This is a genomic window from Marinobacter oulmenensis, assembly GCF_014201735.1.
Taxonomy (GTDB): domain Bacteria; phylum Pseudomonadota; class Gammaproteobacteria; order Pseudomonadales; family Oleiphilaceae; genus Marinobacter; species Marinobacter oulmenensis.
The window spans coordinates 292698-318377 of sequence record NZ_JACHFE010000002.1; the positions used below are offsets into that span (position 1 = coordinate 292698).

36 protein-coding genes are annotated in these 25680 nt (G+C 59.8%); 5 read left to right on the forward strand and 31 right to left on the reverse strand.

Features of this window, described 5'->3' with window-relative positions:
- Positions 1–5 precede the first annotated feature (5 nt).
- The 5 genes from HNR38_RS04615 to HNR38_RS04635 are packed head-to-tail and all read right to left on the reverse strand — an operon-like array spanning position 6 to position 1287.
- Positions 6–344, reverse strand: a complete 339-nt coding sequence (locus HNR38_RS04615) for a hypothetical protein (protein WP_183700254.1) — start codon at positions 342–344, stop codon at positions 6–8.
- Positions 341–652 (reverse strand): ogr/Delta-like zinc finger family protein, encoded by a 312-nt coding sequence (locus tag HNR38_RS04620; RefSeq protein ID WP_183700256.1) that lies wholly within the window; start codon positions 650–652, stop codon positions 341–343. The genes HNR38_RS04615 and HNR38_RS04620 overlap by 4 nt, the downstream gene beginning before the upstream one ends.
- Complete coding sequence (locus HNR38_RS04625; protein ID WP_183700258.1) at positions 649–837, reverse strand: hypothetical protein; 189 nt, start codon at positions 835–837, stop codon at positions 649–651. Before HNR38_RS04625 ends, HNR38_RS04620 begins: the two co-directional genes overlap by 4 nt.
- A 10-nt stretch (positions 838–847) precedes the next feature.
- The gene (locus HNR38_RS04630) at positions 848–1069 is read right to left on the reverse strand and encodes a ribbon-helix-helix protein, CopG family (protein ID WP_183700260.1); all 222 of its coding nucleotides are present in this window, start codon (positions 1067–1069) and stop codon (positions 848–850) included.
- Between the two features lie 17 nt (positions 1070–1086).
- Complete coding sequence (locus HNR38_RS04635) at positions 1087–1287, reverse strand: hypothetical protein (RefSeq protein ID WP_183700262.1); 201 nt, start codon at positions 1285–1287, stop codon at positions 1087–1089.
- 100 nt (positions 1288–1387) lie between these two features.
- Here HNR38_RS04635 and HNR38_RS04640 point away from each other — a divergent pair, with 100 nt between their 5' ends.
- The 3 genes from HNR38_RS04640 to HNR38_RS04650 are packed head-to-tail and all read left to right on the forward strand — an operon-like array spanning position 1388 to position 3157.
- Positions 1388–2059, forward strand: a complete 672-nt coding sequence (locus HNR38_RS04640; RefSeq protein ID WP_183700263.1) for a LexA family transcriptional regulator — start codon at positions 1388–1390, stop codon at positions 2057–2059.
- A 46-nt stretch (positions 2060–2105) separates the two neighbouring features.
- The gene (locus HNR38_RS04645; protein WP_183700265.1) at positions 2106–2570 is read left to right on the forward strand and encodes a BRCT domain-containing protein; all 465 of its coding nucleotides are present in this window, start codon (positions 2106–2108) and stop codon (positions 2568–2570) included.
- A gap of 53 nt (positions 2571–2623) precedes the next feature.
- Positions 2624–3157: a hypothetical protein gene (locus HNR38_RS04650; protein ID WP_183700267.1), complete on the forward strand. Its 534-nt coding sequence runs from the start codon at positions 2624–2626 to the stop codon at positions 3155–3157.
- Between the two features lie 3 nt (positions 3158–3160).
- On the opposite strand, the gene HNR38_RS04655 is transcribed toward HNR38_RS04650, so the two are convergent.
- The 25 genes from HNR38_RS04655 to HNR38_RS04775 all read right to left on the reverse strand — a co-directional run bounded on the left by HNR38_RS04655 (position 3161) and on the right by HNR38_RS04775 (position 20412).
- Complete coding sequence (locus HNR38_RS04655; protein WP_183700269.1) at positions 3161–4147, reverse strand: contractile injection system protein, VgrG/Pvc8 family; 987 nt, start codon at positions 4145–4147, stop codon at positions 3161–3163.
- Positions 4144–4626, reverse strand: coding sequence for a phage tail protein (locus tag HNR38_RS04660; RefSeq protein WP_183700271.1), 483 nt, complete (start codon positions 4624–4626; stop codon positions 4144–4146). Before HNR38_RS04660 ends, HNR38_RS04655 begins: the two co-directional genes overlap by 4 nt.
- A 6-nt stretch (positions 4627–4632) precedes the next feature.
- A complete protein-coding gene (locus tag HNR38_RS04665) occupies positions 4633–6867 on the reverse strand; it encodes a phage tail tape measure protein (protein WP_183700273.1) in 2235 nt (744 codons plus the stop codon).
- A complete protein-coding gene (locus HNR38_RS04670; protein ID WP_183700275.1) occupies positions 6867–6983 on the reverse strand; it encodes a GpE family phage tail protein in 117 nt (38 codons plus the stop codon). Before HNR38_RS04670 ends, HNR38_RS04665 begins: the two co-directional genes overlap by 1 nt.
- 23 nt (positions 6984–7006) lie before the next feature.
- On the reverse strand, positions 7007–7291 hold the full coding sequence (locus HNR38_RS04675; RefSeq protein ID WP_183700277.1) for a phage tail assembly protein: 285 nt from the start codon (positions 7289–7291) through the stop codon (positions 7007–7009).
- 12 nt (positions 7292–7303) lie between these two features.
- Positions 7304–7813 (reverse strand): phage major tail tube protein, encoded by a 510-nt coding sequence (locus HNR38_RS04680; RefSeq protein WP_183700279.1) that lies wholly within the window; start codon positions 7811–7813, stop codon positions 7304–7306.
- A gap of 11 nt (positions 7814–7824) precedes the next feature.
- Entirely contained in the window at positions 7825–9339 is a 1515-nt protein-coding gene (locus HNR38_RS04685) for a phage tail sheath protein (protein WP_425488692.1), read from the reverse strand.
- Positions 9340–9495: 156 nt separating this feature from the next.
- On the reverse strand, positions 9496–10113 hold the full coding sequence (locus HNR38_RS04690; RefSeq protein WP_183700281.1) for a DUF4376 domain-containing protein: 618 nt from the start codon (positions 10111–10113) through the stop codon (positions 9496–9498).
- Entirely contained in the window at positions 10113–11303 is a 1191-nt protein-coding gene (locus HNR38_RS04695; protein ID WP_183700283.1) for a phage tail protein, read from the reverse strand. The genes HNR38_RS04690 and HNR38_RS04695 overlap by 1 nt, the downstream gene beginning before the upstream one ends.
- 8 nt (positions 11304–11311) lie before the next feature.
- Positions 11312–11938 carry a phage tail protein I gene (locus HNR38_RS04700; RefSeq protein ID WP_183700285.1) on the reverse strand — a complete coding sequence of 209 codons (627 nt, stop codon included), beginning with the start codon at positions 11936–11938 and terminating at the stop codon, positions 11312–11314.
- The gene (locus HNR38_RS04705) at positions 11931–12842 is read right to left on the reverse strand and encodes a baseplate J/gp47 family protein (RefSeq protein ID WP_183700287.1); all 912 of its coding nucleotides are present in this window, start codon (positions 12840–12842) and stop codon (positions 11931–11933) included. Before HNR38_RS04705 ends, HNR38_RS04700 begins: the two co-directional genes overlap by 8 nt.
- Complete coding sequence (locus HNR38_RS04710) at positions 12839–13174, reverse strand: GPW/gp25 family protein (protein ID WP_221275668.1); 336 nt, start codon at positions 13172–13174, stop codon at positions 12839–12841. Before HNR38_RS04710 ends, HNR38_RS04705 begins: the two co-directional genes overlap by 4 nt.
- Before the next feature lie 5 nt (positions 13175–13179).
- A complete protein-coding gene (locus tag HNR38_RS04715; protein WP_183700292.1) occupies positions 13180–13377 on the reverse strand; it encodes a hypothetical protein in 198 nt (65 codons plus the stop codon).
- A 2-nt stretch (positions 13378–13379) separates the two neighbouring features.
- The gene (locus HNR38_RS04720; RefSeq protein ID WP_183700295.1) at positions 13380–13952 is read right to left on the reverse strand and encodes a phage baseplate assembly protein V; all 573 of its coding nucleotides are present in this window, start codon (positions 13950–13952) and stop codon (positions 13380–13382) included.
- Between the two features lie 70 nt (positions 13953–14022).
- On the reverse strand, positions 14023–14472 hold the full coding sequence (locus HNR38_RS04725) for a phage virion morphogenesis protein (RefSeq protein WP_183700297.1): 450 nt from the start codon (positions 14470–14472) through the stop codon (positions 14023–14025).
- Positions 14465–14929 carry a phage tail protein gene (locus tag HNR38_RS04730; protein WP_183700299.1) on the reverse strand — a complete coding sequence of 155 codons (465 nt, stop codon included), beginning with the start codon at positions 14927–14929 and terminating at the stop codon, positions 14465–14467. Before HNR38_RS04730 ends, HNR38_RS04725 begins: the two co-directional genes overlap by 8 nt.
- Positions 14926–15225, reverse strand: a complete 300-nt coding sequence (gene lysC, locus HNR38_RS04735; protein WP_183700302.1) for an Rz1-like lysis system protein LysC — start codon at positions 15223–15225, stop codon at positions 14926–14928. Before lysC ends, HNR38_RS04730 begins: the two co-directional genes overlap by 4 nt.
- 279 nt (positions 15226–15504) lie before the next feature.
- Positions 15505–15714 carry a hypothetical protein gene (locus HNR38_RS04740; protein ID WP_183700304.1) on the reverse strand — a complete coding sequence of 70 codons (210 nt, stop codon included), beginning with the start codon at positions 15712–15714 and terminating at the stop codon, positions 15505–15507.
- Positions 15711–16502 (reverse strand): N-acetylmuramidase domain-containing protein, encoded by a 792-nt coding sequence (locus HNR38_RS04745; RefSeq protein ID WP_183700306.1) that lies wholly within the window; start codon positions 16500–16502, stop codon positions 15711–15713. The genes HNR38_RS04740 and HNR38_RS04745 overlap by 4 nt, the downstream gene beginning before the upstream one ends.
- Positions 16503–16504: 2 nt before the next feature.
- The gene (locus tag HNR38_RS04750; RefSeq protein ID WP_183700308.1) at positions 16505–16942 is read right to left on the reverse strand and encodes a hypothetical protein; all 438 of its coding nucleotides are present in this window, start codon (positions 16940–16942) and stop codon (positions 16505–16507) included.
- Between the two features lie 2 nt (positions 16943–16944).
- Positions 16945–17151 (reverse strand): tail protein X, encoded by a 207-nt coding sequence (locus tag HNR38_RS04755; protein ID WP_183700310.1) that lies wholly within the window; start codon positions 17149–17151, stop codon positions 16945–16947.
- The gene (locus tag HNR38_RS04760) at positions 17151–17615 is read right to left on the reverse strand and encodes a head completion/stabilization protein (protein WP_183700312.1); all 465 of its coding nucleotides are present in this window, start codon (positions 17613–17615) and stop codon (positions 17151–17153) included. Before HNR38_RS04760 ends, HNR38_RS04755 begins: the two co-directional genes overlap by 1 nt.
- Before the next feature lie 103 nt (positions 17616–17718).
- Positions 17719–18567: a phage terminase small subunit gene (gene gpM, locus HNR38_RS04765; protein WP_183700314.1), complete on the reverse strand. Its 849-nt coding sequence runs from the start codon at positions 18565–18567 to the stop codon at positions 17719–17721.
- A gap of 10 nt (positions 18568–18577) precedes the next feature.
- Positions 18578–19585, reverse strand: coding sequence for a phage major capsid protein, P2 family (locus tag HNR38_RS04770; protein ID WP_183700316.1), 1008 nt, complete (start codon positions 19583–19585; stop codon positions 18578–18580).
- 11 nt (positions 19586–19596) lie between these two features.
- Positions 19597–20412, reverse strand: a complete 816-nt coding sequence (locus HNR38_RS04775; protein ID WP_183700318.1) for a GPO family capsid scaffolding protein — start codon at positions 20410–20412, stop codon at positions 19597–19599.
- 163 nt (positions 20413–20575) lie between these two features.
- On the opposite strand from HNR38_RS04775, the gene HNR38_RS04780 reads away from it, so the two are divergent.
- Positions 20576–22342 carry a terminase large subunit domain-containing protein gene (locus HNR38_RS04780; protein ID WP_183700320.1) on the forward strand — a complete coding sequence of 589 codons (1767 nt, stop codon included), beginning with the start codon at positions 20576–20578 and terminating at the stop codon, positions 22340–22342.
- Positions 22339–23331, forward strand: a complete 993-nt coding sequence (locus HNR38_RS04785; protein WP_183700322.1) for a phage portal protein — start codon at positions 22339–22341, stop codon at positions 23329–23331. The genes HNR38_RS04780 and HNR38_RS04785 overlap by 4 nt, the downstream gene beginning before the upstream one ends.
- 1005 nt (positions 23332–24336) lie before the next feature.
- Here HNR38_RS04785 and zigA read toward each other — a convergent pair.
- The gene (gene zigA / locus HNR38_RS04790) at positions 24337–25542 is read right to left on the reverse strand and encodes a zinc metallochaperone GTPase ZigA (RefSeq protein ID WP_183700324.1); all 1206 of its coding nucleotides are present in this window, start codon (positions 25540–25542) and stop codon (positions 24337–24339) included.
- Positions 25543–25680: the final 138 nt, after the last annotated feature.

Genomic DNA, 25680 nt, shown 5'->3' on the forward strand with positions numbered 1-25680 from the left:
CCGGTTCAGGCGTTCAGGTAGTGCTTGGTGGCCTGTTCGCGCAGGGCCAGCAGTTCTCGAACGGAAAAGATGCTGGTGCGGCCGGTGCTGGGGTCTTGTATGACCACCATGTTGCCGCTGGTGCAGGTGGTATCGACGTAGGCCCCGGCGGTGGCGGCCCTGTCGAGGTCAGTCCATGCGGTGACTGCGATGAACGTGGCCCGGCGCAGGCTGCAACTGAATTCCTCCACCAGGGTTTCGGCCACCATGGTGATGGCGCTTTCCGCCCTGGTGCCGGAATCGCGCAGGGCGATCAGTTGGCTGTAGGCGGCGTTGTGGATGGCGTTTTGGGCAGTGGCTGTCATTGGTCGTTTCCTTCCTTGCTTGCGTCGCTTTCGTCACCGATCAGGGCTATTTGCAGGTGGCGCTTCAGGGATTCGGTGTATGGGATGCGCTTATCTTTCTCTTTGCCGGTGGCCGACAGGCGGGCCACGTGCTCGATGTGGATCGAGCCCCGGTAGCCGCACTCGATGTCCTGGCACATCACGTAGGCCCGGCGCAGGAGCGAATCCAGCTTCTGGCTGGTTCGCACCCGGCAGACTTCCCCGCAGTCCGGGCAGAAGATGCGCAAGTAATTGCGCTTGATGGGTTTCTTTACTCTGGCCTCGGTCACTTGCGGGGGCCTCCTACTGCGTGAAGGGCGCGGTTTCGCCCGGTGAGTTTCAGGCTCGAGCCTTTTAACCGTTGCTTGACCAGCCACTCGGCGGCCTGGTCCTGAGTCTCCAGCCCCTGCTGCTGCCGTATGGTTTCGAGGAGGCGTTGTTCCTCCGGTGTCAGCTCTAAGGAGATTTCCGGCATTTTCAGGACCTCAAAAGGTGCGAATGTGCGCCTCGGTATTCCCGGCGCCAGCGGTCATGCTTTCTCCCGTGGGCAGCAAGGCGGACTCAGCCTGGGCTATCAGCATCTGGCGAATCAGCCCGGCCCGGTCGGTGCCGGTGTAATCCACCAGGGCGTTGATCAAAGCGGCTTCGTAGTCGTCCAGATTGATGCTGACGCGGTTTTTCCGGATTCGTTTGGGGTCCTGATACATGGCGTTTTCCTTAGGTCTCAGGCTTGCTGGCCGCTTTTGTACTGCTCCAGTCCCTGCAAAAAGAAGATGCGGGCCTGGGCAGCCATGGAGCGGCTTTCCTTTTTGGCGATGTCGTGCAGCTCGTCGCGTTCCTGTTCCATCAGGCGGAGCGCAACCGGTTTGCCGACAACAACGCCGGATGGGGCGCGGGAGAAGACGGGTTTATTGGCGGCAGCCATGGTGTATCCTCTGTGTTATGTCGTGTTACACAGAATGATAGACGCATAAATGGTTGCCGGTAAACAAACATGCGATTTTATTTATCTATCGGAAATATAAATGAGTGACGAAAAATATAATGGGTTATCAATAGTAACCAGAATGAAAGAGTGCCTGGGGCTTGACCGAGATAAAGATCTGGCGGCGCATTTCGGGGTTAACCCACAGATGGTTTACAACTGGAAGGCTCGGGGCACGATCCCTCTGGACCAGTGCATTCAACTGCGGGAAGAAAAGGGCCTTAGCCTGGACTGGTTGCTTTTGGGCGTGGGTATATCAGAACCGGTTAGAGAGCCATCGGCAGGCTACTACGTAGACCAGGAATACACAGAAGTTCCTCTATATGACGTTGAAGCCAGCGCCGGCGACGGCTCTTTCTTTGAAGACGAAAACATTGTTGGTTACCGGAAATTCTCCAACGACTGGCTCACCCGGGAGGGGCTGAACAAGGCCACGCTGGCGCTTATTCGTGTTGCCGGCGATTCCATGGATAGCACACTGCATGATGGGGATACCGTCCTGGTCGATCTATCAAAGAGAAAGCCTGACGGCGTTTTCGCTCTTCGTTTTGGTGATGCGCTTCGGATCAAGCGACTACAGCGGATGACGGATGGTTCGCTGAGGGTGTCCAGCGACAACGAGATGTACCGGGAAGAGGTGGTCCATCCGGAAAACCTGGACCAGATCGAGATTATCGGCCTGTGCCATTGGCGCGGCGGGCGCGTTTTCTAGAAGAAGAAATGAGAATTGGGTGTTGGCTGACTCAGGGAGTAATGGCATGGAAATCATCTGTTTTAACTACACTGATTCGCGAGGCCATACCACGGACTGGCGGCTTTCGGAGTGGAAAGAATCGGGCCGCTACCTACAAGGAGTGTGTTCTGTCGATGGCCGGTTCCGGACCTTCCGGAAGGATCGGGTGAACTCTTACCTGGATGCTGGCGCAGACGTCTTAACGGAGCCTTATTCACCGCCGCCACCGACAATCGATACCCGTCCGGAGATCTGCTTCACTGGATTCCCAAAGGTTCAAAGAGGCGCCCTTGAGGATATGGCTCGTAGCCACGAAATGGCCGTTAAAAAGGATGTGACCAAAGACCTGGCTTTCCTCTGTTGTGGTCCGAATGCCGGGCCGGCAAAAGTTGCCAAGGCAAGGGAGCGGGGCTGCTTAATTATTGATGAGCCGGGGTTGAAGATGATGCTGGATACCGGGGAAATCCCGGAATCCTGGGAGTATGAATAGCCCGTCATATTCCGGAAAATGGATAGTCATAAAAGCGAAAATGGAGCAGTACCATGGCAATGACCAAATGCAAAGAGTGCAAACAGGAAGTATCCACCACCGCCAAGAAGTGCCCGCATTGCGGCGTTTCAAACCCCGGGGTGACCGCCAAGGAAATGGCCATCGGCACTGCTGTGGTGGTCGTTGTTTTGTTTGGTTTTGGGGCGTGGCTGGTGTCTGATGATGAATCGGAGGCGGCGGTATCAGAAGCCGATGCAGTGAAAGCGGAAGCCCAGATGGATGCAGAAGCCTGCCGGCAGGATCTTCAGTGCTGGGGCAAGGAAAACTGGGCGGCGGCCACTAACCGCTGCCAGAAGCAGATCGAGCGCCAGGCGCAGTATGAAGTGAAGTGGACCGACTCATACCCCGATACCAAGCTAACCCGCAGGGCCTGGCTGGACCAGGAAGAGGGCACGCTGACTTACTACGGTGACCGGGTTCAGTTCTCCAACGCCTATGGTGCTTTCCAGAACTACATTTACCGCTGTGACTATGATCCGTTCACCAAAACGGTGATCAATCTGGAAATGGAGCCGGGGCGGATCTGACCGTTACCCATTCCCGGTTTCAGCCTCCAGGCTGGACACTAAACCGCTGTCGCTCACGCTGTGGGCGACAGAAACCACCACCCATTCCCGTTCGTTAATCTGCCGTTTCAGCCCCTGTACCCGCATCCGGAATTCCGGGCCGATGTCTGGCCGGCCGGTGGCCAGGGTGATGCTGAACTCCGCCTCCCCGCGTTTTATCCGGTTGAGCTCTGCCACGGCTGCGGCGTTGGCCTCCTGTTGGTTGGCGTAGGTGCCGCGCAGGCGTTTGGTCCGTTCGTCGGTGCCGGCCTGCACGGGCTTTTGCTCCCCCGCGTCCAGGTCATTGTAGTAGGCCACCACGCCGGTGTAGTTGTCGCGGTCTTTCTCGCTGTAGTTGTACCCGTCGCCATCGCCCGGGGTGATGGTGATCAGCGGCATGGCCTGCCCGGAGACGGTTTCGGCCTGGCCTTTTGGCAGGAACAGCAGGCGGCCGGATTTCACGGTTGCGATGGCGTCGTGCTGTTCGGCCAGGCGGGTGACCAGGTTCAGGTCGCTTTCGTCGGTCTGGTCCAGGTGTTCGATGGTGCGGCCCGCCAGGGCGCTGCCGATCACTGGCTCCAGGCTGTGGTTGTCGGCGATGGTGGCCACCAGGTCGCCCACGTTGGTTTGGTGCCAGCTGCGGGTTTTGCGGGTGGGCAGATCGCCGCGCATGTCTGCAGCGCGCGCGCTGATGCTGATGACATCCGGCGGGCCGCTGAAGCTGGCGTCGTCTACCGTGAAAAGGCCTTTTTCTTCCAGGGGCTGGCCGCGCCAGCCGAACGCCACCTGGATTTCTGCGCCCTTGGGCGGGATCTCCAGGGCGCCGTCGTGGTCGCTGAGTGTGATGCTGAGGGTGTCGGCCTCGTCTCCACGTTTGGTGCTGACTGTGAGGTCGATCAGGCGGCCGTTTACTTTGGGCGTGATGTCCTGGCCGTTCACCACCAGGCGGTAGTCCGGGGCTTTGTGGTTCATGCCAGCGAGCCTCCGCCACCATTACGGCGTGGCTGGTAGAGGCCCAGGCCGATGGCGGCGTCCTGGTTGTTTGCGGCCTGGTCTCGGAAGTCCTGGAAGTTGCTGTCGTCTACCCGAATCAGGCTGATGCTGAATTCGATTTTCCGTGGGGTGCCGTCGCTGAAAAACACGGTGCTGGTTTCGGTCACGCTGGTGATGCTCCAGAATCCGTACACCCGCCCGCTGCCTTCGATCAGCGGCCATGCTTTGCCCTCGTCGGCCATGATTCGCACGTCGTCCAGTGTCATGCGGCCGCCGGTGAGCTCCGGGTACAGGGTGCCAGAGAGCTGGATGGTGTCTTCCCCGGGGCCGGTGAACTGGTACGCGGGGCGCTGGCCTACGCGGGCCTGGCTGGGGTGGCGCCATTGCGTGGCCCGCTGCAGTTGCTGATAGGGCAGGGATTGGGTTTCGAACACGAACATGCCAAGGGTCATCATCATTGCGGTTTAGTCCCTGTCGTACAGTGCGCTGCCGGCGCGGCGGGCCTTTTGGCGGTCCCGCTCTGCCAGTGCTCGGCGGACTTCGGCGGCGATGTCTTGGGCGTTTTGCTCTGGCGCGGCATGCACGTGGATGGTGATGTTGTCGCCACCTGCTGGCGCTGCCTGGGTTGCTGGCGCAGCCACAGGCGGGCGACTGTCTACCTGCACGGTACCGGCGGCCACGGGCATGGCGGCTGCGCCCATGGCAATTCCGGCCCCGGCGTTGCGCATGCGCTTGCCGAAGCTGTTGACTTGCTTCAGCGCGTCCGGCTCTTTCTGTGCCAGGCCCCGGCGGTAGCCTTCCAGGGTGTCGTTGCCTGCGGCCATGAATACGCGGCTGGGTGATTTGATGCCCAGAACGTCTTTGAACCAGCCGATGGTTTTCTTGCCGGCGTTCACCACGGTGTCTTTTACCTTTTTCAAGCCGCCGGTAAGGCCGCTTACCAGGCCGTCCAGGATCTGGCCACCGAAGCCGGTGAAGGTGTCTGGCAGGTCTACGCCGAACCAGTTCATGACGCCTTTGAATGCCTTGTAAAACAAGCCCACTGGTGACCAGTTAAGTATCAGTTTGCCGATGCCGGCCAGGCCGCCGCTGAATGCCTGTTTCACTTCTTTCCAGCGGTCCAGAAAAAAGGAGGCGATACCATCCCAGTTCCGGTAGATGAGATACGCCGCACCGGCTATTGCCATAACGGTGACGCCGATGGGGTTGGATGTGAGGGCCACGCCAATGGCTTTAATACCGGCGGCTACGGCTGGCATGCCACCAGCCAGGCCGACCACGGCGCTAGTGGCTGTAAATATGGACTTGGCAAAACCGGCGATGGCCAGGGCGGGTTTCATGGCAATCAGGAAGGCCAGAATCATGCCCAGGTTGTCGAAGCCGCCGACCAGATCGGCCAAGCCGCTGGTAATTCTGCCCAACGTGCGGGCCGTTGCGGCTGCACCGGTGGCAATGCTTTTCAGTACGGGGATGGCGTCACGCAGGCCGGTGCCGAATTCCTTGGCCCAGGCTTTGACCTGGTCCCGGTTTTCTCGCATCCATGCGGAGGCGTCACCCATCAGCCCGCTGATGGCCGGCATGAGCTCTGCGCCGATGGTGTTCTTCATGCCGGCAATGCCCATCTGGGCGTTCAGCAGGGCATCCTGGAACACTTCGGCGTCCCGCGCGGTTTTAGTGGACAGAACATTGCCTGTGGCTTGGGCTTCGATCCCGTATTGTTTCAGGCCCTCGCGGCCGTCCTTGAGCATGTTGACCATGTTCATGCCGCTTCGGCTGAACATGTCGGCGGCCAGGCTGGCGCGACGGGCCGGGTCGTCCACATCTTTCATGCGCTCGGCCACTTCGGCCAGGGCTTCATCGGGTGACAGTTGGGTGAGGGCGTCTGCAGATAGGCCCAGGGATTCCAGGGCGTCTTTCGCCCTTCCGGTACCGCGTGCGGCTTCGCCGAGACGTTTGGTGAAGGCCTGGATGTTGCTGTCAAAGTTGTTGATGCCGGAGCGCTTGGCGGCGTAGCTCAGCTCCTGGTATTTGCCGATCTGGATGCCCAGGGCGTCGGAACTCTTGGCCACCTGGTCACCCAGTACAGCGGTGGAGTTGGCAATACCGAAAATGCCAGCGGCGGTACCGGCGGTGACGAACGCAGCACGGCGGCCGAACCGGCCTACGGCGCTGGTCATGTTGCTGAACTTCCCGGAAACGTCGGCCTTGCCCAGCTGCGCCAGGTATTTTTGCTGGCGCTTGATGCGCCCGTTGGCAGCCTCCATGCGCTTTTCCAGCTTGGCCTGGGCCTCGCCCAGGTTGCGGGAATCAATGCCTGCATTCTTCAGGCTTTTGCGCACGTGCCCCAGCTCTTTGCGCTGGTCCTGGCCTTTGCGGGTGAATTTCTCAACATCGCCCCGGGCCTTCTGGTACTGCTTGCGCATCTGTTCGGTGGGGTTTTTGGTGTTGCGCAGAGCATTACCCAGCTTGCGCTGGCGCTCCTGGGCTTCGGCCAGGGCGCGGCTGTTGTCCCTCAATGCCCCGTCCATCTTCCGGAACGCGGAAATGTCGCGCTGGGCCGATTTGAGGCCTTTGATTTCCTGCTGGCTGCGTTTGATGGCCCGTGCGGTACCGGTGGATGTGGCGTTGATTTTCTTCAGCGGCGCGGTGATTTTATCGCGGGCGGCCAGGATTACGTTCAGGTCCAGGGATTTGGCCATTATTCCTCCGGCTCGTGGCGCTTGCGGGCCTGCTCTCGCCACTCCATCAGTTCGGAAATGCTCATGTCGGCCATGGCCTGCGGTGACCAGTGAAAGATCACCGCGATGTCTGCCATGGCGTCTTCAACGCGGCGAGGGATTACCCCTTCAGCCGCTTCGGTAGCAAAAAACTGGAGATCTCGCCGCCGCACGCCACCAGGTCTGCTGGGTCCATGTTGCGGGCTTCCTGCTCAGTCAGCACGGGGGTGCTGATGCGGGGCAGTACGCGGGTGATGGCGTCTACTTCCAGGTTCAGGAGGTCGGCCAGGCTGAGTCCTCGCAGCTCGCCAGACATGGGCTTGCGCAGGGTGAGGGTGGTTACGTCGCCGCCGTCACGTTTGATGGGGCTGTCCAGCTCTACTTCTGCTGTTGCTTGTTTGCTCATGGTTTGGGCTCCCTACAGGCCGATGTTCTGGCGGTGTTCTTCCAGGCGGTCTACGCCGCGCACTTTTTCGATCATGCCCGGCACGTCGATTTCCACTACGTCTTCACCGGCGATGGTGAGCTTGTAGTAGGAGAGGGTGGTGGTTACAGAGCCGGTGTTGTTGCCGCCGGATTCCGCATCCCCCATGCCGATGGTGGAGTGCCGGCCTCGGGCCACGATTTCCACCGGTACGGTTTCGGCGGTGTCGTCGCGCTGGTAGCTGCCGGCAAAGCGCAGCAGCTCGGCGTCTGCCTGGGAGGTGCCGAAGTTCTCGAACACCTCCGGGATCAGGCCGGCGGGCGTCCACTGGAATTCCAGCTTCTGCATGCCCATGTCGATGTCCACCGGGGCGTTCATGCCGCCGCCGCGATACTCTTCCATCTGCCGGGCCAGCTCGGGGATGGTGAGGCTGGCAATTTCGCCCTGCCAGTTATTGCCGTTGCCGAACAGGTTGAAGTGCTTCAGCTTCTTAGGGAGTGCCATGTTTCAGCTCCTTATGCGTTCACGCGGCTTGCGAAGTTGGCCAGGTACCGGTCTGTGATGCGCTGCCGGAACTGCAGGTTCTCCAGTGGTGGTACCGGGGTGTAGTCGTAATCGATGTAGAGTTTGCCGGCCTTCAGGGTGTCTTTGGTGTTGATTTCCGGGTCCAGCCAGGCGTCGCCATCGATCAGCAGGCCCAGGTTCTTGAGCTCCCGGAACTTGGCGCGGATGCCTTCCAGGATGTCTTTGGCCAGGGACGGGTGCAGGGGCTTATCGACGGCCCACATGTGCGCTTCGGCGATGCTGTCGGCCAGAATCTGAGCGGTGCGGGTGTAGTTCTCGAACGCGAACAGCGGGTCTGCGCTGCAGGTGCGGGAGCCCCAGAAGCGGAAGCCGTCGCGCTGGATGAGGGTGGTTACCTCGTTAGCGTTCAGTAGGCCGGCGTCTGTGTTGGGGTCTTGCAGATCCCAGCTTACGTCCTTGTTGATGCCGGTTACGCCTTGTACGGCTACGTTGGAGATGGTTTTGTGCCAGCCGATGGTCTGGTCGATGTAGGCGCGCAAGCCCATGGCGCGAGCCACGGCATAGGCGATTTCGGTGGTGGCGGTGTTGACGTTGAACGCCTCGAACTCTGGCCAGATGGGCATCAGTTCGCGATTGCCGAACTGGTCGCGGTAGGCGATTGCTTCGCTGATGGTCTGGCAGCCGTGGGTGTAGAAGTACCCGAAGGCTCGCAGTTTGGCGGCAATGCTGCCCATTTCTGCAGTGACTGCCTGCGTGTCCAGGCCGGGGCAGCCCAGAATGCGGGGCTTAACACCCAGTTTCTGTTCAGCGGACAGCAGCGCCTGCAGGCCGGTTTTCTTTCCGTCTTCGTTGGTGGTGCCGATGACGTTGGCCGTTTGCTGGTTTTCTTCCTCGGATTCTTCCACGCGGATGATGACAGTGGGCGTTTTAACCTGGTCGCCGATGGCGTCCAACGCTACCGCCAGGGTGCCTTTGGTGCCGGCGTTGCCGATGGCGCGGCTGATGTCGGTTGCCAGTACGGCGGTATTCAGCGGGAAGGGCTCGTCTTCGCCGCCGGAAAGCTGGGTGAAGTCTTCGGGATTGGCCAGGCCTTCGCCGCTGTTGCCGTCTGCCAGATCTGCGACTACCAGGGCTCCGGCTTCGGCGCTGGCGTTAATGGCGTCGACCACTTCGGCGGCGGTGCTGGCAATGGCGCCTTCGGCGTCTGTGGCGAGGGTTACGGTGATGTCGTTGCCGGAGACGGCCACGGCCAGGGCTTCGCTGGTGGTGCCGGGGTCTACCAGTTTGATGCGGATTTTGTTTCCATCGGTGCCGGTGGCGGCGGCGGTGATCACCATGTCTGCATCTGCAGCAATGGAGTTAATCAGCGCTTCGGCGGCGACGCCGGGCAGTGCATCTGGGGCGGTTGCCACCAGGCCGATAACTGCCGTGGCAACGGTTCGGATGGTGCGGGTGCCGTCACTGACTTCGGTCACTCGCACGCCGTGGTGATATTGGTCTGGCATGACGCCTCCTGGTGTGGTTTTGCCGGGTAGTTAGCGCCATGATGAACGACTCGCGCGGGGTTGCGAGGGGCGGGGTTTGTGCGGCTTGCGTGGACAACTAGAGGGCTTGCAGGAGAACTAGGGGCCAGACTCTGGCCCCTGTTATTTGGCAGGATGTTACCAGGAAATAGCTTCGATCCCCTCCCGATCCCCGGCATCCAACGACGCGTTCACCTCGTCCTTCAGGTCCCACGACTTCTTGTAGATGGCTTTTACGCCGTCCAGGGCGGCGTTGGTCATGGTTATGGCCTGGTCTGGGGTGAGCCAGTAGGTTTTGTTCGCGGCTGACCGGAACTCGATTACCTGGCCGGTTTCGTCGGCGGCCTTCAGCTCTCGCGCTTCCATGGCGATGGCCAGAAGGTTGGACTTATCTTCCGGACGGATCTGGATGTGGTCGGCGGTGCCGTCCGGGAATGTGTACGCGGTGCCGGCCTTGAACGCATCCGCGCGGGCGGTGTCGATTTCGCGGTGCTTGTCGTCGGCCAGCTCCTGGATGGTTTTGGGCTCTTCTTCAATGGGCGCGTGGTACCACCCGCCGTTCTGCCACACCGGTTCCTCGTGGCCGTCGATTTTTGCCGGTTTGGTGGTGAGGATCATATTGCCGCCGTGGACCTTCACCATGTTGTCCTCGTCGGCCAGTACGTGCGCCCGGGCCTCGTTGTACTTTTCCTCCGAGATGGGCACGCCGCCATCGATTGGGCCTTTGCTTACTCGGTCGTCAGCTGCGTAGGGCATTATGCGATCCTCATGTAGTGGGTGGCTTCGATGCGCTTGACGTTGGTGTGGTCACCGGTGCGTGCGTTGGGGGAGTTGGCTGAGTCAAATTCAATTAACCTAGTCTTTGAAGACCCAACGTCAGCGTTATGCGTCCCTATTTCTGGTGTTGAGAAAGCGCCTTGAGTCTGGGACATCCCACCGTATAAGAATGCGCCGCTGGGTCCACCGGCAGTACCGGTAATCTGCTGCATCTGGTCATTTGCAGCTGTACCACTGCTCTCGCCAGGTGCGATGTAGCGTTTTTCGGAGTTGATCAGATGCACGATGGCGCCCTCGCTCGGGCCGGTGGCGATTTCGGCGGTTATTTCGACGGTTGGCCCGCTGCCGGTCACGGTTTCGTTAATCAGCAGGCCCTCGTTATAGCCTCCCGCACCGTCCTCACCGGCGGTGAGTTTGATGAATTTGGCCGTGCCGGCGTTGCTGGGCGGGTTTACGCCTGTGAGATGGTCGAACACCGGGAACGGTTTGCCCGGGGCTTCGGCCAGGTAGGGGTTGGCTTGGATGGCGGCCAGGACCTCTTTTGCGTCTGGGAATTTATCGGCGGTGCCCTGTTTGGCCTCTGTGGGCGTTGCCTTTTCAACGATGCCGGCGGTGGTGGTGGTTGCCACTGAGCCTGTGTGGATCACGGCTTTGCCGGCTGGGATGCCGTGTACGCCTTCGGTTTCGGCGGCGTGGTTTTCCACTGCCGTGTCGGCATAGTCTCGGGTGGCTAGCACCACGGATGGGTCCACTTTCAGGGTGACCGCAGCGGTGTCGGACACTTCCATGACAAACCGGATGGTTTGGGTTCGGCTGCTGCCTTCGGCCAGTACCGGCTTGTAGGTTTCGGGGTAGTTGCCGTAACCGATCAGGTCGCCGTCTACGTCATAAATGCCGACTTCGCGGATGGTCCAGCCCCCTACATCGGGCGGGAGCACCTGTTCAACCACCACCCAGTTAGGGTTCTGGTCGTCTACCTCGCTGCGGTTGATGGCCGCGCGGCGGACTTCGTTAATCAGGGCGGTGCGGTCGGTCTCCGGGGTTGGCAGGGAGCCACTGCCATCGCCCACGGCCAGTTCGGCGATGTCGATGGTCTGGCCCAGGGCCACGGCGTTGGCCAGTTTGCTTTGGCCAACCTCGGTTAGCACGGTGTAATAAGTTGCTGGCATAGCTGCTCCTATAGGGGGTAAACCGTTGCCGAGTCGTTACTGTCTGTGGCGATGCCCAAATGGACGATGCCGGTGGATATCAGGTCGCCCGGGATATAGGGCATAACGGCGGTTACATCGCCGTCATAGGTGGCCATGCCGGCGTAGAATTTGCCGAAGGTTTCGCCGGCCAGGTCCAGGCCAGTGATGTGGCGGCTGCAGGGTTTGGCGTCGTCTATCAGGCGCTCGAGCTCCAGGTACATTTCCTGGGTTATGCCCTTATCCAGCACGCCGATCTTGAGCGCGAATGTTCCCGGGGTACCTTCGGGCGTCGCTTCCCACCACTCGATGACCTCCAGGAGGTAGCCCAAGGGCTCCACCACGCGCCGCAGGGCGGAAATCGTCCCTTTCTTTTTATGCACGTAGAAGCTGGTGGCGATGACTTCGCGCTTGGCGGCTTCTGTCCAGGCCGGGTCCCAGCGGTCGACGCTGAAGGCCCAGGCCAGATAGGGCAGTAGCGGGACGGGGCATTCCCACGGGTTCCAGAGTGTGTGCAGCGGTACCGGTACCCGCTGGATTTCGGCCAGGGCTTCGGCGGCGGCGCGTTCCAGCGGGGTGCTGTTATTGGGTAGCAGGGGCGTGCGGTCGTCACTCATCGTAGCCCCCGATTCTCAGGTTAATGGCGGTGCAGTGCCCGGCTTCGGTGTTGGTGATTACAAGGTCTGCCGCTGGCTGGGTGAGCTCCACACGCTGGACGCCTTCCACATGCAGGGCGGCGTGCAGTGCTGAGATTCGGATGTCCCGGCCGATGCGGCGCTGTTCGCTGATGTACTTTTCCAGTGATGCCTGGGCGGCGGCCAGGATCGGTTCTTGCTCCGGGCCGGGGTATACGTAAAGCGTGGCGTCTACCTGGTAATCGATGATGGTGGCCGATTGCACGGTCAGGCGGTCGCCTACTGGGCGGATGTCTTCTGCTGACAGTGCCGAATCCACTATATCGATCTCTTCCGCACTGGCGGTGCCGTCGCCCTCTGTAGAAAGCAGGGTCACGGTCACGTAGCACGGGTCAGGGCTTATGGCTTTGGCGTCTGCAACGCGGCCATCAGCTGACAGGGCGTGGTATTCGTAGGCCTTGGTGGGACCGGCCACACTGAGGCCTTCCCAGCTTTGCTGCGAGCGCAGGCGCAGTTTTTCGTTGCTTTCGTAGGTGGGCGGAACCGGTGGTACCGCGTCCGGGTCGCCGGGGTCTACCATCAGGCGTTCGGTTTCGAAGTTGGCTACCAGGTTGTCCAGGTCTTCGTCTTCGGAGTAGGCCAGCATGCCGGCGGTGGCGGCCTGGTTCACCCGGCGGCGCCAGACGATTTCCCGGTAGGCGTTTTCCTGCAGCTGGATGGTAAGCGGTTCGGTTTCCAGTGCCAGGGTTTCCTGTACTTCGGCCTGCCGGTCTTCCGGTACCAGGGAAAGCAGCTTCTGTTTGCGCTGTTCCAGGATGGTTTCGAAGTCCAGTTCTTCGATCACATTGGGCTTCGGCAGGCGGGACAGATCAATCGGGCCGCTCATTGCGCACCCCCGGCCGGTACGGTGGTGTTGATGGGTTCGCCGCTTTTACGGTCTACACCGTGGATTTCCAGGGCGAACTTGCCGTCCGCCGTTACGGCGCGGCGCACTTCGGTGATTTTTACTCGGGGTTCCCACTGCTGGATGGCCACTACGGCGGCGCTGTAGGTGCGCAGGATGGTGGCGGCGTTCAGGGGCTGGTCGATCAGGGCCGGGATGAGTGAGCCAAAGTCCCGGCGCATAACGCGGGAGCCAATCGGGGTGGCCAGGATCTTGCCCATGCTCTGGCTGATGTGGTCTGCACGGGAGATGGTGCGGCCGGTTGCTGCGTTCATTGCCATCATTCCACCTGATAGGTTCCGGCGCTGGAGCCGCTGGTTACGGGTACTTGCGCGTTCTGCTGCACTTCATCTACCACGGCGTTGGCCAGGGCTTCGGCCAGTTCTTCTACCCAGCTGTATTGACCGGTGCTTTTGAAGCCTATGCCTTCCATTTCGCTGATGATTCGGCCTTTCAGGCTGCTTTTGCTGAGTGCCATGGTTATTTGCCTGCTGTTACTGTGCTGGAGCCGTCACCGTGCGGTTTGCCGGTGAGGTGGCAGATGTGGGCGGTGGTTACCACCGGGTTGCCGTCGTTGTGGTGGATCATTTCGGCGTTCACTTTGCAGATGCCGCCCACGGCGGTGGTGGCGTTGCCGCCCACGTTCACGGTGGCGTCTCCGGTGATGTTCACGTTGGCTTTGCCGGGCAGGTTGGCCACCAGCTCTTTCTTCACGTGGTCGTAGTTGATGGTGGCGCCGTCCGGGTACACGCGCCTGTGTTCGTCTTTGCTGCTGGATGGCGCATTGCTGGTGAACAGCCCGACCAGAATCACCGCCTGGGCCAGGTCGCCACCTGGTGACAGCAGCACGACCTGTTCGCCCACGGTGGGCGGATTCCACTCGGTGGTGGTTCCGGCGCGCAGGGTTACCCACTTCTGCCAGCCGGTGGTGTTGCCGCCGGTTTTCACGCGGGCACGGGCTGCCTGGTGGTCCACTTCAACGATGGTGCCGATGCGGATCAGGTTATTCAGGAGCCGGTACAGGTCGGCGATTTTTCGGGCTAGTGATTTCATGCCCCCAGTTTGAGGTGCTACGCGCGTGAGTGAAGCGGGGCGGGTTGTGCGGGGCAGCCAGACAAATTCGCTACAGGCTGACGTGCTCCAAAACCTTGTCGGTGATGATTTCCAGGTCGGATTTGGCGAAGCCCAGCAGCTTGCGCGATGGGTAGGCGTATACCGGGCCGTTCTTGTCGACTTTGGCACGCAGGCCATAGTGATGGATGGCCGCGATCCGCCCGGCGGGGCCCACGAAGGAAAGCCCGGCGTTGTCTGGGCTGGTGCGGATTTTCAGGTATTTGGCCGTGCGCAGCTTACTGAACATGGCTTTCTTGCGGATGCGGCCACGTTCGCGCAGGCGGGGTTTTCTCGGGGCCCAGGCCTGGCCGTCTGGCCCCTGCTGTTCTTTCATGCGGCGCTGGTTCTCCCGGCGCAGTTCCCGGGAGATGTCTTTCATGAGCTTGCGCCGCTCGGCGGGTTCCATTTTCCGGAGGATGGGTTCTACCCAGTCGGCAAGGGCGTCGATGTCGTCAGTCATCGCCGGCTACCGGTTCGTTGAAACCCTGCAGGTCTGAGATGATCTGCCATTCGGCGTCGTCGTTCATCTGCATGGCTGGCTCTGGCAACACATGTTCCACTTCCAGCCCGGCTTCTGTGGCCCGCACGATCACGCGTTCAGTGATGTTGACGGTGATGGCTATGTCGTAGGTGTTGTTGCTCAGGATTTCCGCTTCGAAGCTGATCGAGTTTTCCGGGTCCAGACCGGGTTCCCGGTATGACATCCAAGCCAGGAGGGGGACCATAACGGAATCCATGCTGGCGCTGAAATCGGTGATGATCAGGCGAACGGGCAGGGTGTAATTGTGGCTCAGGTTGCCACCGCGCCAGTATTCGACCTGGCCATCTTCGATGAAGGTGACCAGCTTTTCCGGGTTTTTGTGCAGCTCTGGCACGTTGGCCAACAGGTGGGCTCGGAGGTCTGCCAGTTTTTTCATGGCTGTTCCTGGTCGCTCAGTTTCTTGGCCCTCTGGGCGCAGCTGTCGATTTCAGCGCGGATTTCGCCCATGCGGTCGTTCTGGGTGGTCAGTTTGATGTCGTACTGGTCAATCAGGTCCAGCAGGTCTCCGTTCTGGGTGGCCGCCTGCCGACTTGGGTGTTGCTCTTCCGCTGCCAGGGCTTTCACGTTCCCGCACACCAGGTACTCCGTTTTCTGCTCGTATCGGACCTTTCCGGAGCAGGCGGACAACAGCATCAGGCAGCTCAGTGCGAGACCAATCACGATAGGCTTCATTTTCTTTCTCCAGTTGGGCGCGGCTGGCACGTTCGGATTGCAGAGCGGATTCCAGGCGGGCTTCGTTGGCTTGGATTCGGTGAAGGCGATTCGCGAGGCGGTCCCGCTCGGCCTGCATTTCCCTCAGGCGGTTTCTGGTTTCCTTCGCTTCCTGTTCCTGCTTATCCAGAGCCACGTTTGTAGAGGCCAGTTCTGCCCGGGCCTCGGTGGTCTGCTCAATGCTGTACCAGAGGGCGCCGGCGAGTGAGAGCACCACCAGGCCGACCACGATGTAGACCTTCATTCCCGATTACCTCCGCTGTTCACGTACAGGCCGAACCAGGCAGCACCCGCGCCCACCACGGTGGACACAAACGCGGACTGGGGCGCGGTTGGGTCTGGCAGGGTCATGAACCATTCAACGATTCGCCAGACCATGACGCCATACATGGCCACCAGGAGGCGCGGGACGATGCGCCAGGCGTCCAGCTGCTGGGGCGTGAGCTTCATACAATGCGCTCCATCTCGTTGTGGCGCTGGTAGGCTGCGGCCATGCGGGTGTCGTACTGGTTGCGGCGGTAGGCCGGGCCGTTGTAGTAACGGGCGAAGGTTGCCCAGTCCTTCTGCTGCAGCGCCTGGTGCAGGCGGTGATCCTTCTGGATGAACTTCACGAACGCGGCCAACTGGTCGCCCTCGCTGCGGTGCATGGCTTCCGAGAAATCAGAAACGGATGCGTAGCCCAGGTGTGCCCAGTGAAAGCCCATGATCTGAAACAAGCCCCAGCTTGCTGACTGGATGGCGGCTTCGCGGTCGATGCTGCAGGCGCGTTTCAGGCGGCGCCACTCGGATTCTCCGCCCACATAGCCGCCGGGTTTTGAGTTGACCAAAGCAGGGAATGACGCGGCCTGGATGCTGCGAGTGTCTGCAGGCAACTGCCGGTACATGACATGGCGCTCGAACAGAATCACCGGTAGACCGGACTCCAGGAATCCGGATTCCCGGCTTTCGACTTCCGTCACGGCCTTAATGGCGGCGATGTCGACATTAAGGCGAGTGGCGGAATTCTTTATGTCAACTTCGGTAAGGGCTTTAAGGTCTAGGTGATGTGACAGCGCCTGGAATGTGGCGGGCCCGGCCACGCCGTCAACAAACAGTCCGTTCTTGCGCTGAAAGCGGATTACGGCTTTCTCGGTTTCGTCACCGAACCAGCCGTCCGGATCCAAGTCGTGGCCGTGGGCTGTCAGGAGCTTTTGTAGGTTTTCGACTTTGGCGCCTACGTCGCCGTGTTCCAGGATCATGATCATTTACCTCCAAATGCGATAGCCATCACTTGAACCACTTCGCTTCTGAATGCGAAAACGACGCCGGCGATCCCCAGGAACGCCCATATAGCGCCTGCCGCAAAGGCGACTTTCCTGGCGAGCTTTTCCACTTTCACGGTCAGGCTTGTGATGGCGTTTGTGGTTGCTGTTGCGGTTTCGTTCAGGGCATTCACCGTGTCCCGGTTGTCGTGGTCCATGCGTTTCCGGAATGAGTTCAGTGCAGCATGGGTTTCACGGTGTGATTCCTGTTGTTCCGCGCGGGCCTCCCGGAAGTCGTACCGGATTTCCGCTACTGCCTGTTCCAGGGAATTAACCCGTGGATGCAGCTTTTCCAGGTCACGCAGGCGGGCTGCGAGGTCCTGGGCCACTACGCGGTAAAGCCTTTCTTCTGGTGTCTGATTCTGCTCAGGGGGCACGGTCACTCCCACAACTGCACGGTTTGTTTCGTTGGTTTCGCCTCAACGGCTGGCATACGCACGACGGTTCCCATGGGCAGAATGGGGCCCAGTTTGGCCAGGCCGGGGTTTGCTTCCAGTACGGCTTCGGTTACGCCGGCAGTGCGGCCGTAGTAGCGGTGGCAGATGCGGTCTACGGTGTCGCCCTGGATGGCTCGCACTTCCTGCATCAGATCAACTCCACGGTGGCCCGGCGGCGGCCGGTGATGTCTGCGATTGCCCAGGCGGCGTCGCGGCGGTAGTCGTCGGCTACGGGGTCCAGCTTGTCGGCTTTGTTGTCGCCTTCGCCGGAGCTGTCGTAGTCGCGGTAGCGTTCGATCAGGCTGGCTTTGGCGGTGGCGTACACGGCGCGCAGGTAAAGCCGTTGGTAGGCGCCAGCGGGTAGCCAAGGCGGGGGCTGCACCGCGTCGATGCTGGCCGCTCCGGCTTCCTGCTTTTCGGCTGCCCAGGTGGCCAGCTGTTGGTTTACGTCATACAGGGCGGATTCCAGGGCGTGGGTGGCGCGGCCATCGGTGATGGTGCCGTCTACGCGCATGGCTGCCCGGAATTCGGCCACCTTCAGGGGCGGGAAAAATTCGGCATTGTCGACGGTGGCGGTGCTTTCGGTTTCGCCGCCTGCGGCTATCAGGCTCATACTGCCTCCGGTTGAAGGCGGTGGACGGGGCCGTAGAGCTTCCGGCGTGGCCTTGGCTCAGGGCCCCGTGCCGCCTGGCGTCGGGGTGCCGACTCGGGTCCGGTTATTGGCCGGAATTCTTGAGTTGCTTTTCCAGTGCCTGGATGTCCATTTTCACGCCGGCGCGTTCGTCCAGTTCCAGGGCCTTTTTCAGTGACTCCACCGCCCGTTCGGGCTGTTCCGCTTCGCGCAGCAGATAGCCGTGGGCCTTGTAGAGTTTGGCCTTGATCTGGTCGTGCATGTCGGATTCGCCGAAGTTGATCAAGGCGCGGCTTACCTGGGCCAGGTACTCGGCGGGTTCTTCACCTTCGCCGCGCTCTTTCAGCACGAAATCGGCCACCTCTTCGGATACCAGGGCGGCGGTGCTGCGCTGGTACCGGTCCGGGGTTTCCAGGCCGTGCTTTGCCGCGTACTCGGCGATATCCAGGCCTTTTTCCAACTGGCCGGTGTCCAGGTACCAGACCATGATGTTCATGATCACGTCATCCTGATGGCCTGTGCCGCCTTCCATTACGCCCGCCACGTAGTCTTCGTACTTGGGCAGGAGTTCGCGCTTGCGCTCGATTTTGCCTTGAACGCTTTCGATATCGTGCAGGGCTCGCATGTCTTCCATCATGGATGCGTAGTGCAGGTCGTAAGCGCTGCCGTGCGGCTGGCTATCGGTTGCCCCCTGGGCTTCCTTCTTGGCCTGCTGCTGCGTGCGCACCTTTTTGGCCGGGCTGTTCGCCGGGGCTGAGACCGGGCCGGATTCCTGGGCGCTGGGCGGCTGGCTGATCTGGTGCTTCTGCCGGCGCTCTTCCAGTTCCTTCTGGCGCTTTTCAGCCTCCAGGCGGGCCTGCTTTTCGGCCTGCTCCTGGGCCGCCACGCGGGCGACCCTCTTTTTCTCAAACGCTTTCTTTGCTGGGCTTACCATGGGTTACCCCTTACACCAGAGTGATGTTCTCGACGACAGCTCCCAGGCCGTAGTCCTCGACCACGTAATCATCATTGGAGCTTTCGAAGTTCTCGATGCGGTCCCGTTTCGGGTTGTCGATGATCTGACGGCGGCGCGATCCGATCTGGTAGTAAATAGACAGGTTGTCCAGCGTGGTGATCATCATTGCGCCGGCAGGCATGAACGGCACCTGTGCCACCTGAAGGTTGCCCATGCGCTTCTGGCTGACGATCATCTGCAGCGCCACCTGTTCAGTCGGGGCGTTGTCCTGGTCGATAATCGGGAAATACTTGTCGGCCATCAGGTCACGGCCAACGAGGACGACCAGCGACGGGTCTTCCTGATGCCACGGGTCAATCATGTTGTTCGTGACATCGAATACCAGCGCGTCCAGGTTTTTGTAGTCGCCAGTCGAGCCCACGTTCACTTTGCCGGATGAATCCACCACCTCGGAAAGAACGTTTTCCGGTTTGTTTTCCCGGTATTTCTGGAGCCAGCCCTTGTTAACGTCCTGCAGCATAGGATTTGCCTGCCGATCAGTTTCGGCAGCTACACTGGTGCCATTGAAGCCGATCATGATGCGGTCCAGGGCCTGCCGGCGGAGGATGGCGTTGCGAACACGCACCTGGAAGTCAGGGAATTTCGCCCATGCATCAATGGTCTTGTAGCGGAGCGTGGTGTCGAAGTTCGTCTGAACGCACTCGTAGGTGTTCGAGTTCAGATCCGCCACATCATTCGGCTCGCGCTCTTTCGCAGTGGTGTCGGTGCGGCCGGCGATGGTCGAAGATACGCCGAGGCCGACTTTCTCGCCCTTGATTTCATCAACGCCGATCACGTTGATTTGGGACAGGAAGCCGGCGGATTCCTGCATTCTGGTTTCCAGCGTCTGCTGGGCAGTCGGAGTGACCGCGAACATTTCGGCGGCGGATTCCACCTGGTTGAGCTTCGCGATCTGACTGCGAAGCTGGTTAAACTTTACTCGGGATTCGTTGCGCATGATGGTTTCCTTCAGCAGTCAGTCAGGATTTCAGATTCGCCGCCGGTCGCCGGTTGGCGCTGGCTGTGGTTGTGGGGTGTTTTTTCCAGCTCCGCTTTCAGCTCGTTGAACTGGGTCTGCAGGGCGTCGTGGCTTTGTTTGAGCTCGCTGTACTCGCCCTGCGTGGTGGCCATCTGGCCCCGCAGTTCCTGGGCTTCGGTTACGAAAAGGCCCAGGGTTTTTTCCAAGTCCTGTTTGAAGTCGGCGAACTTGGCGGCGCCGGTTTCGCGGTGCTGGGTGAACAGAGATTTAACGCGGTCGAACAGGCTGGGCTCGTCCGGGTCGATTTCGGGATCCTCGGTGAAGTCGAACTCGGTCTCTGTTGCGGCAGTAAACAGGTTCCTGGCGTTCTGCTTCCGGGCGCTCAGAGGGTTGTTTTTTGCCTTAGCGCTGAACTGCAACATTTCGGTACCGAGTGACGCTGGTGAGTCGGTCACTGCCAGGCCGACCAGGTAGGCTTCGCCGGTGTCTGAGAATTCCGGGTCCACCTCGATGGAGGTGTAAATCTTCTGGCGGTCTTTGTTCATGGCGACCAGGTCTTCAGTGGGCTCGATCTGGGCGTACAGCTCCATCTTGCCGTCGCTGTTTTCTTCGGCGCGCAACCCGTGGACATCGCCCAGCGCCTTAAAAGGGCCATCAGCCAACATGCCGCGCATGTGCTCAAGCCATACCCGGGCGCCGTACTTTTCGGGATTAAAGTTCGCGGCCATCTGTTCGATCCAGGCGCGGGTGATTGCCCGGCCATCGGTGGTGGCGCCTTCGGTAGCCACCCTGAACCATTTTTTCATGTTGCCTCTCCAGTGCCTGTTGGGCGATGCTTATCCGGTTGTGGTGCAAGTGCCCCCAGATTCGTGCCATAGCCCTGCAATTCCAACAGGTTGCAGTTGTCCCGCCCCCGCCGCACAAACAGCCCGGCAACGGCTTCGCGCGTGAAGCCAGTACGCTGGCAGCATGAACGAAACGGTCAGCGACGAATTCAGAAAACACCTGGTTGAGGCCCGCTCCCTGTATTGGATGGGGTGGCGGCCGCAGCGTATTTGCGAGCGCCTGGAAATCAGCCCGCAGCTTTTCAGCAACTGGAAAAAGCGGTTTCAGTGGGATGAAGCGGAGCCGATCCAGCGCGTTGAAGCGTCGCTGGAATCCCGCATGGTTCAGCTGATCTTCAAGGACCAGAAGGAAGGGAAGGACTTCAAGGAAATCGATCTGCTGGGCCGGCAGATTGAACGCCTTGCGCGCGTGCATAAGTACGAGGAAACCGGGCGCGAATCTGACCTGAACCCGAACCTGCATGAACGGAACAAGGCCCCGCGCAAGGCCAAAAACGATATCGGGGAAGAGGGGCTGGAACAGATCACCAGTGCCTTCGAAGAATCGCTGTTTGATTACCAGAACCGCTGGCGTGTGGCCGGGCTTACCAACCGGATCCGGAACATTCTGAAATCCCGCCAGATTGGTGCTACCTGGTACTTCGCCCGGGAAGCCATCGTGGATGCGTTCGCCACCGGCAAGAACAAGATCTTCATGTCGGCCTCGAAAGCCCAGGCCCATGTGTTCCGGCAGTACATCGTCCAGTTCGTTAAGGATGTAACGGGCGTAGAGCTCCGGGGTGATCCAATCGTTCTGCCCAACGGGGCAACGCTCTACTTCCTCGGTACCAACGCCCGCACCGCCCAGAGTTACCACGGTGACATTTACATGGATGAGTACTTCTGGATTCAGGGCTTCAAAGAGTTCCGGAAGGTGGCCAGCGGCATGGCCATGCACAAGAAGTGGAGCCAGACCTACATATCCACGCCGTCCGCGATCACCCACGAAGCCTACCCATTCTGGACCGGCGAAATGTTCAACCGCCGCCGGGCGAAGGATAAGCGGGTTGAAATCGACACCAGCCACGCAGCCCTTGCCAATGGCGTGGCCTGCGCCGATGGCCAATGGCGCCAGATCGTTACGGTGGAAGACGCACTGGCCGGTGGTTGTGACCTGTTCGACCTGGACCAGCTCAAGCTGGAGTACTCCGACGACGAATACGCCAACCTGCTGATGTGCCAGTTCGTTGATGACACCCACGCCGTGTTCCCGCTGGCCAAACTGCAGCGGTGCATGGTCGATAGCTGGATACAGTGGCGAGACCTGAAGCCCTACGCCGAAAAACCGCTGGCAGATAGCCCCGTGTGGATCGGGTACGACCCGGCCGGCAGCGGCGAAGACGGCGATGGGGCAGGGCTGGCCGTGGTTTCGCCCTCGAAATCGGCCAGCAAGCCGCACCGCATCATAGAGAAAAAGCGCCTTCGCGGGCTGGACTACGAACAGCAGGCGGAAGTAATCCGGAAGCTGACCCACCGCTACAACGTGGTGTTCATCGGTATGGACACCACCGGCCTGGGTGAGGCCGTCGCCGAGCTGGTAGAGAAATTCTTCCCGGCCGTCACCCGGTACCGCTACAGCCCAGATGTGAAATCCCGCCTGGTGATCAAAACCCAGAACATCATCGACCGTGGCCGCCTGGAGTTCGATTCCGGCTGGACCGATATGGCCCAGTCGTTCATGGCCATTCGCCGCGTGATGACCGATTCCCAACGCCAAATGACCTACAAATCAGGCCGCCGTGAAGACACCGGCCATGCCGATCTGGCATGGGCGGTTATGCACGCCCTGGCAAACGAACCACTTGAAGGGCCGACCGAACACGGCGGCTCGATGCTGGAGATTTACGGATGAGCACACCGCACGCAGAAGCCTTTACCTTCGGCGATCCCGAACCCGTTATGGACCGGTACGACATGCTCTACACCGGGTGCTGGCTGGCCGAACAGGAATACTACGAACCGCCGGTGGACCTGTCGGCGCTGGCCAAAAGCTACCGGGCAACCGCACACCATGGCAGCGCCCTGCAGGTGAAGCGGAATATCCTGGTTAAATCATTCGAGCCTACCGACTACCTGAGCCGGCAGAATTTCAGCCGCATGGCTCTGGATTACCTGGTGTTTGGCAACATGTACGGGGAGAAGATCGAAAACCGCCTGGGCCGGCTGATCGAGATCCGTCCGGCGCTGGCGAAATACTGCCGGCGTGGCGTGAAGCCGGGGCAGTACTGGTGGGTGCATGACCTGTTTGACAAAAAGGAATTCCCGGCCGATTCCATCGTCCACATCATGGAACCGGATATCGACCAGGAACTGTACGGCGTTCCGGACTACCTGGGATCCCTGCAGTCGGCCTGGCTGAACGAAAGCGCCACGCTGTTCCGCCGGAAGTACTACCAGAACGGCAGCCACGCCGGGTTCATCCTCTACATGACAGACGCGGCCCAGCAACAGGAAGACATCGACACCATGCGCCAGGCCTTGAAGGACAGCAAAGGCCCCGGAAACTTCAAGAACCTGTTCATGTACTCGCCCAATGGAAAGAAAGACGGCCTGCAGCTGATCCCGATCAGCGAAGTGGCGGCGAAGGATGAATTCTGGAACATCAAGAACGCCACCCGGGACGACCAGCTGGCCGGCCACCGCGTGCCGCCCCAGCTGATGGGCATCATCCCCTCCAACACTGGGGGCTTCGGTGATTCGGAGAAAGCCGCCCGCGTGTTCGCCGCCAACGAACTGGAGCCCCTGCAAGAACGGATGCTGGAGCTTAACGACATCGTGGGTAAGGAGGTGATCAGCTTCCGCCCGTACAGCCTCGGCGAGACCTCCCAGAATACCCCCTGACTCCCACCCGATTGCGTCGCCTTTGCCCGCCACTGCGCGGGCTTTTTTGTGCCCGGACCATACCCCCATGGGGTGGGGTGTGCCTGCTGCTCGCTCGCGGTCACCCCGCCCCGCCTGCGCGCTCTACGTGCTGCGATTTTTCAACGGCCGGATATATAAAGCGCTTTCACGCCAGCCAGGGGCATTTTCACGCCTGAAATGCTGTTGAAGTGCAGGGGGTCTCGGAAAACTGTAACAGGCGTAACAGGGGCCTAAAACGGCTGTTAGGTATATGATTTTGCTGGATTTTCTATGTTACACCTAAAACGTCACACGGAGTAACAAAAAAGTGACACCGTTGATTTTAAAGGATTTTTTATCGGGCTTTGTGACGGTATATAAGTGTAACAGTGTTACGTTTATATCTCTAAAAGTGTAACAAGACGAACCCTTTTAAATCAGCCGCTTACCGTGAAAAGTTACGCTTGTTACACTTGTTACACTTTTCCGAACCCCTCCCGGATTCTGAGCGAGCCCCGCGCGCATGCCCGCACACACGCGTATATTCCACTCGGAAACTCGCGTTCTTTTTACACAGAAATGAACACTTTCAGCCGTGGTGTGGTTTGGTGGTGGCGGGGAAATAGGCGAGGGCTCCAGGTGCTGGCTCCTGGGCCTGGTGGCGGCCGTTAAGAGTGCAGGCAAGACAGCGGATAATGTCGACAACGTAAACGTAGGTTATTGATAATAAAGGAACGGAAAGTGCCGTTATGAGCGCTGGTATTTTCGAGGTTGTGGGCTGATGTGTCTGAATTAAAAGGGAAAAACCGGAATGGAGCATAAGCCCTGCAACTCCGTGTACGCCGGTTCGATTCCGACCCGCGCCTCCATTTTTTCCTGTCATTCGATAGCTTCCCGCTGAAATACATGCTTGGCAGTCTGAATGCCCGCGTTGCTGCGGACAGGACTTGCGCTGCTGTGCGGCCAGGTCCAGGGCCACCAGATGGTGACCCTGACGGTTGGGCGTTATTCCGACCAGGCCGGGAACGGGTCGTTGAGACTCTGCCAGAAGCTTTTTCCGGCCAGTAGCTGTTCTTCGTCCAACAGGCAGTCGTCCAGTTGACGTGTAATCTCCTCCTGGTCCAGATTCTGGCCGATGAAAACCAGTTCCTGGCGCATATCACCAAAAGGTTCCACCCAGCTTTCCATGATGGCGCTGCGAAAGTCCGGGTCCTGGGGCCAACTGGTCTCCGGGACTGCTTTCCAGAACATGCCCGCAAATCCGTGCCTGGCGATACCGCCAGCCTGGCTCCAGTGGCCGGCAAATTCCGGGCGGGAGGCCAGCCAGAAATACCCTTTGGAACGAATCAGCTTGCCACCCGGAAAAGGCTGGTGCAGAAAGTCATAGAATTTCGCCGGATGGAACGGCCGGCGTGCCCGGTAAACAAAGCTGGAAATCCCGTATTCTTCCGTCTCGGGTACGTGTTCGCCACGCATTTCTTTGAGCCACCCCGGCGCCAACTGGGCCTGCTCAAAGCTGAATCTGCCGGTATCCAGTACTTTGTCGAGTGGTACGGCGCCCTGTTGTATTTCAATGAGTTCGGCGCGGGTGTTCAGGCTGCGCAGAATGCCTCTGAGCCGGTGGACCTGTTCCTTCTCAGCGAGATCCGTTTTACTGATCAGAATGATGTCGGCGAACTCAACCTGGTCGACCAATAGATCGGCGACACTACGCTCATCCTCCTCGCCCAGGCTCTCGCCGGTTTCCTGTAGCATCTGTGCCTGGTCGTAATCGGTCAGGAAATTTACGGCATCCACGACGGTCACCATGGTGTCCAGCCGGGCGATATCCGAAAGACTGACTCCATCCTCATCGGCAAAAGTGAAGGTTTCGGCCACCGGCAGTGGTTCGGAAATTCCCGTGGATTCAATAACAAGGCAGTCAAACCTGCCGTCATTTGCAAGCTGGCGCACTTCCACCAGCAGATCCTCGCGCAGGGTGCAGCAGATACAGCCATTGCTCATCTCAACCAGTTTCTCTTCAGACCGGTTCAGTGATACTTCCTGCTGGACCTGGCTGGCATCGATATTCACTTCGCTCATGTCATTGACAATGACAGCCACCTTTTTTCCGTGGCGGTGGTTGAGTATGTGATTGAGGACCGTTGTCTTGCCTGCTCCCAGGAAACCGGACAACACAGTCACGGGAAGGCGGGGATCGGTAATGGTCATGGACAGACTCCTTGGGTTGCTTTGTTCGACAACAATAATGTTATAACATAACACTTAATATAAGATCATTGGTGACGCAAAATAAAAGAAGGAGAGGTGGTATGACGGGCAACCTTCCGGAGTCTGTTCTTCCAGTGG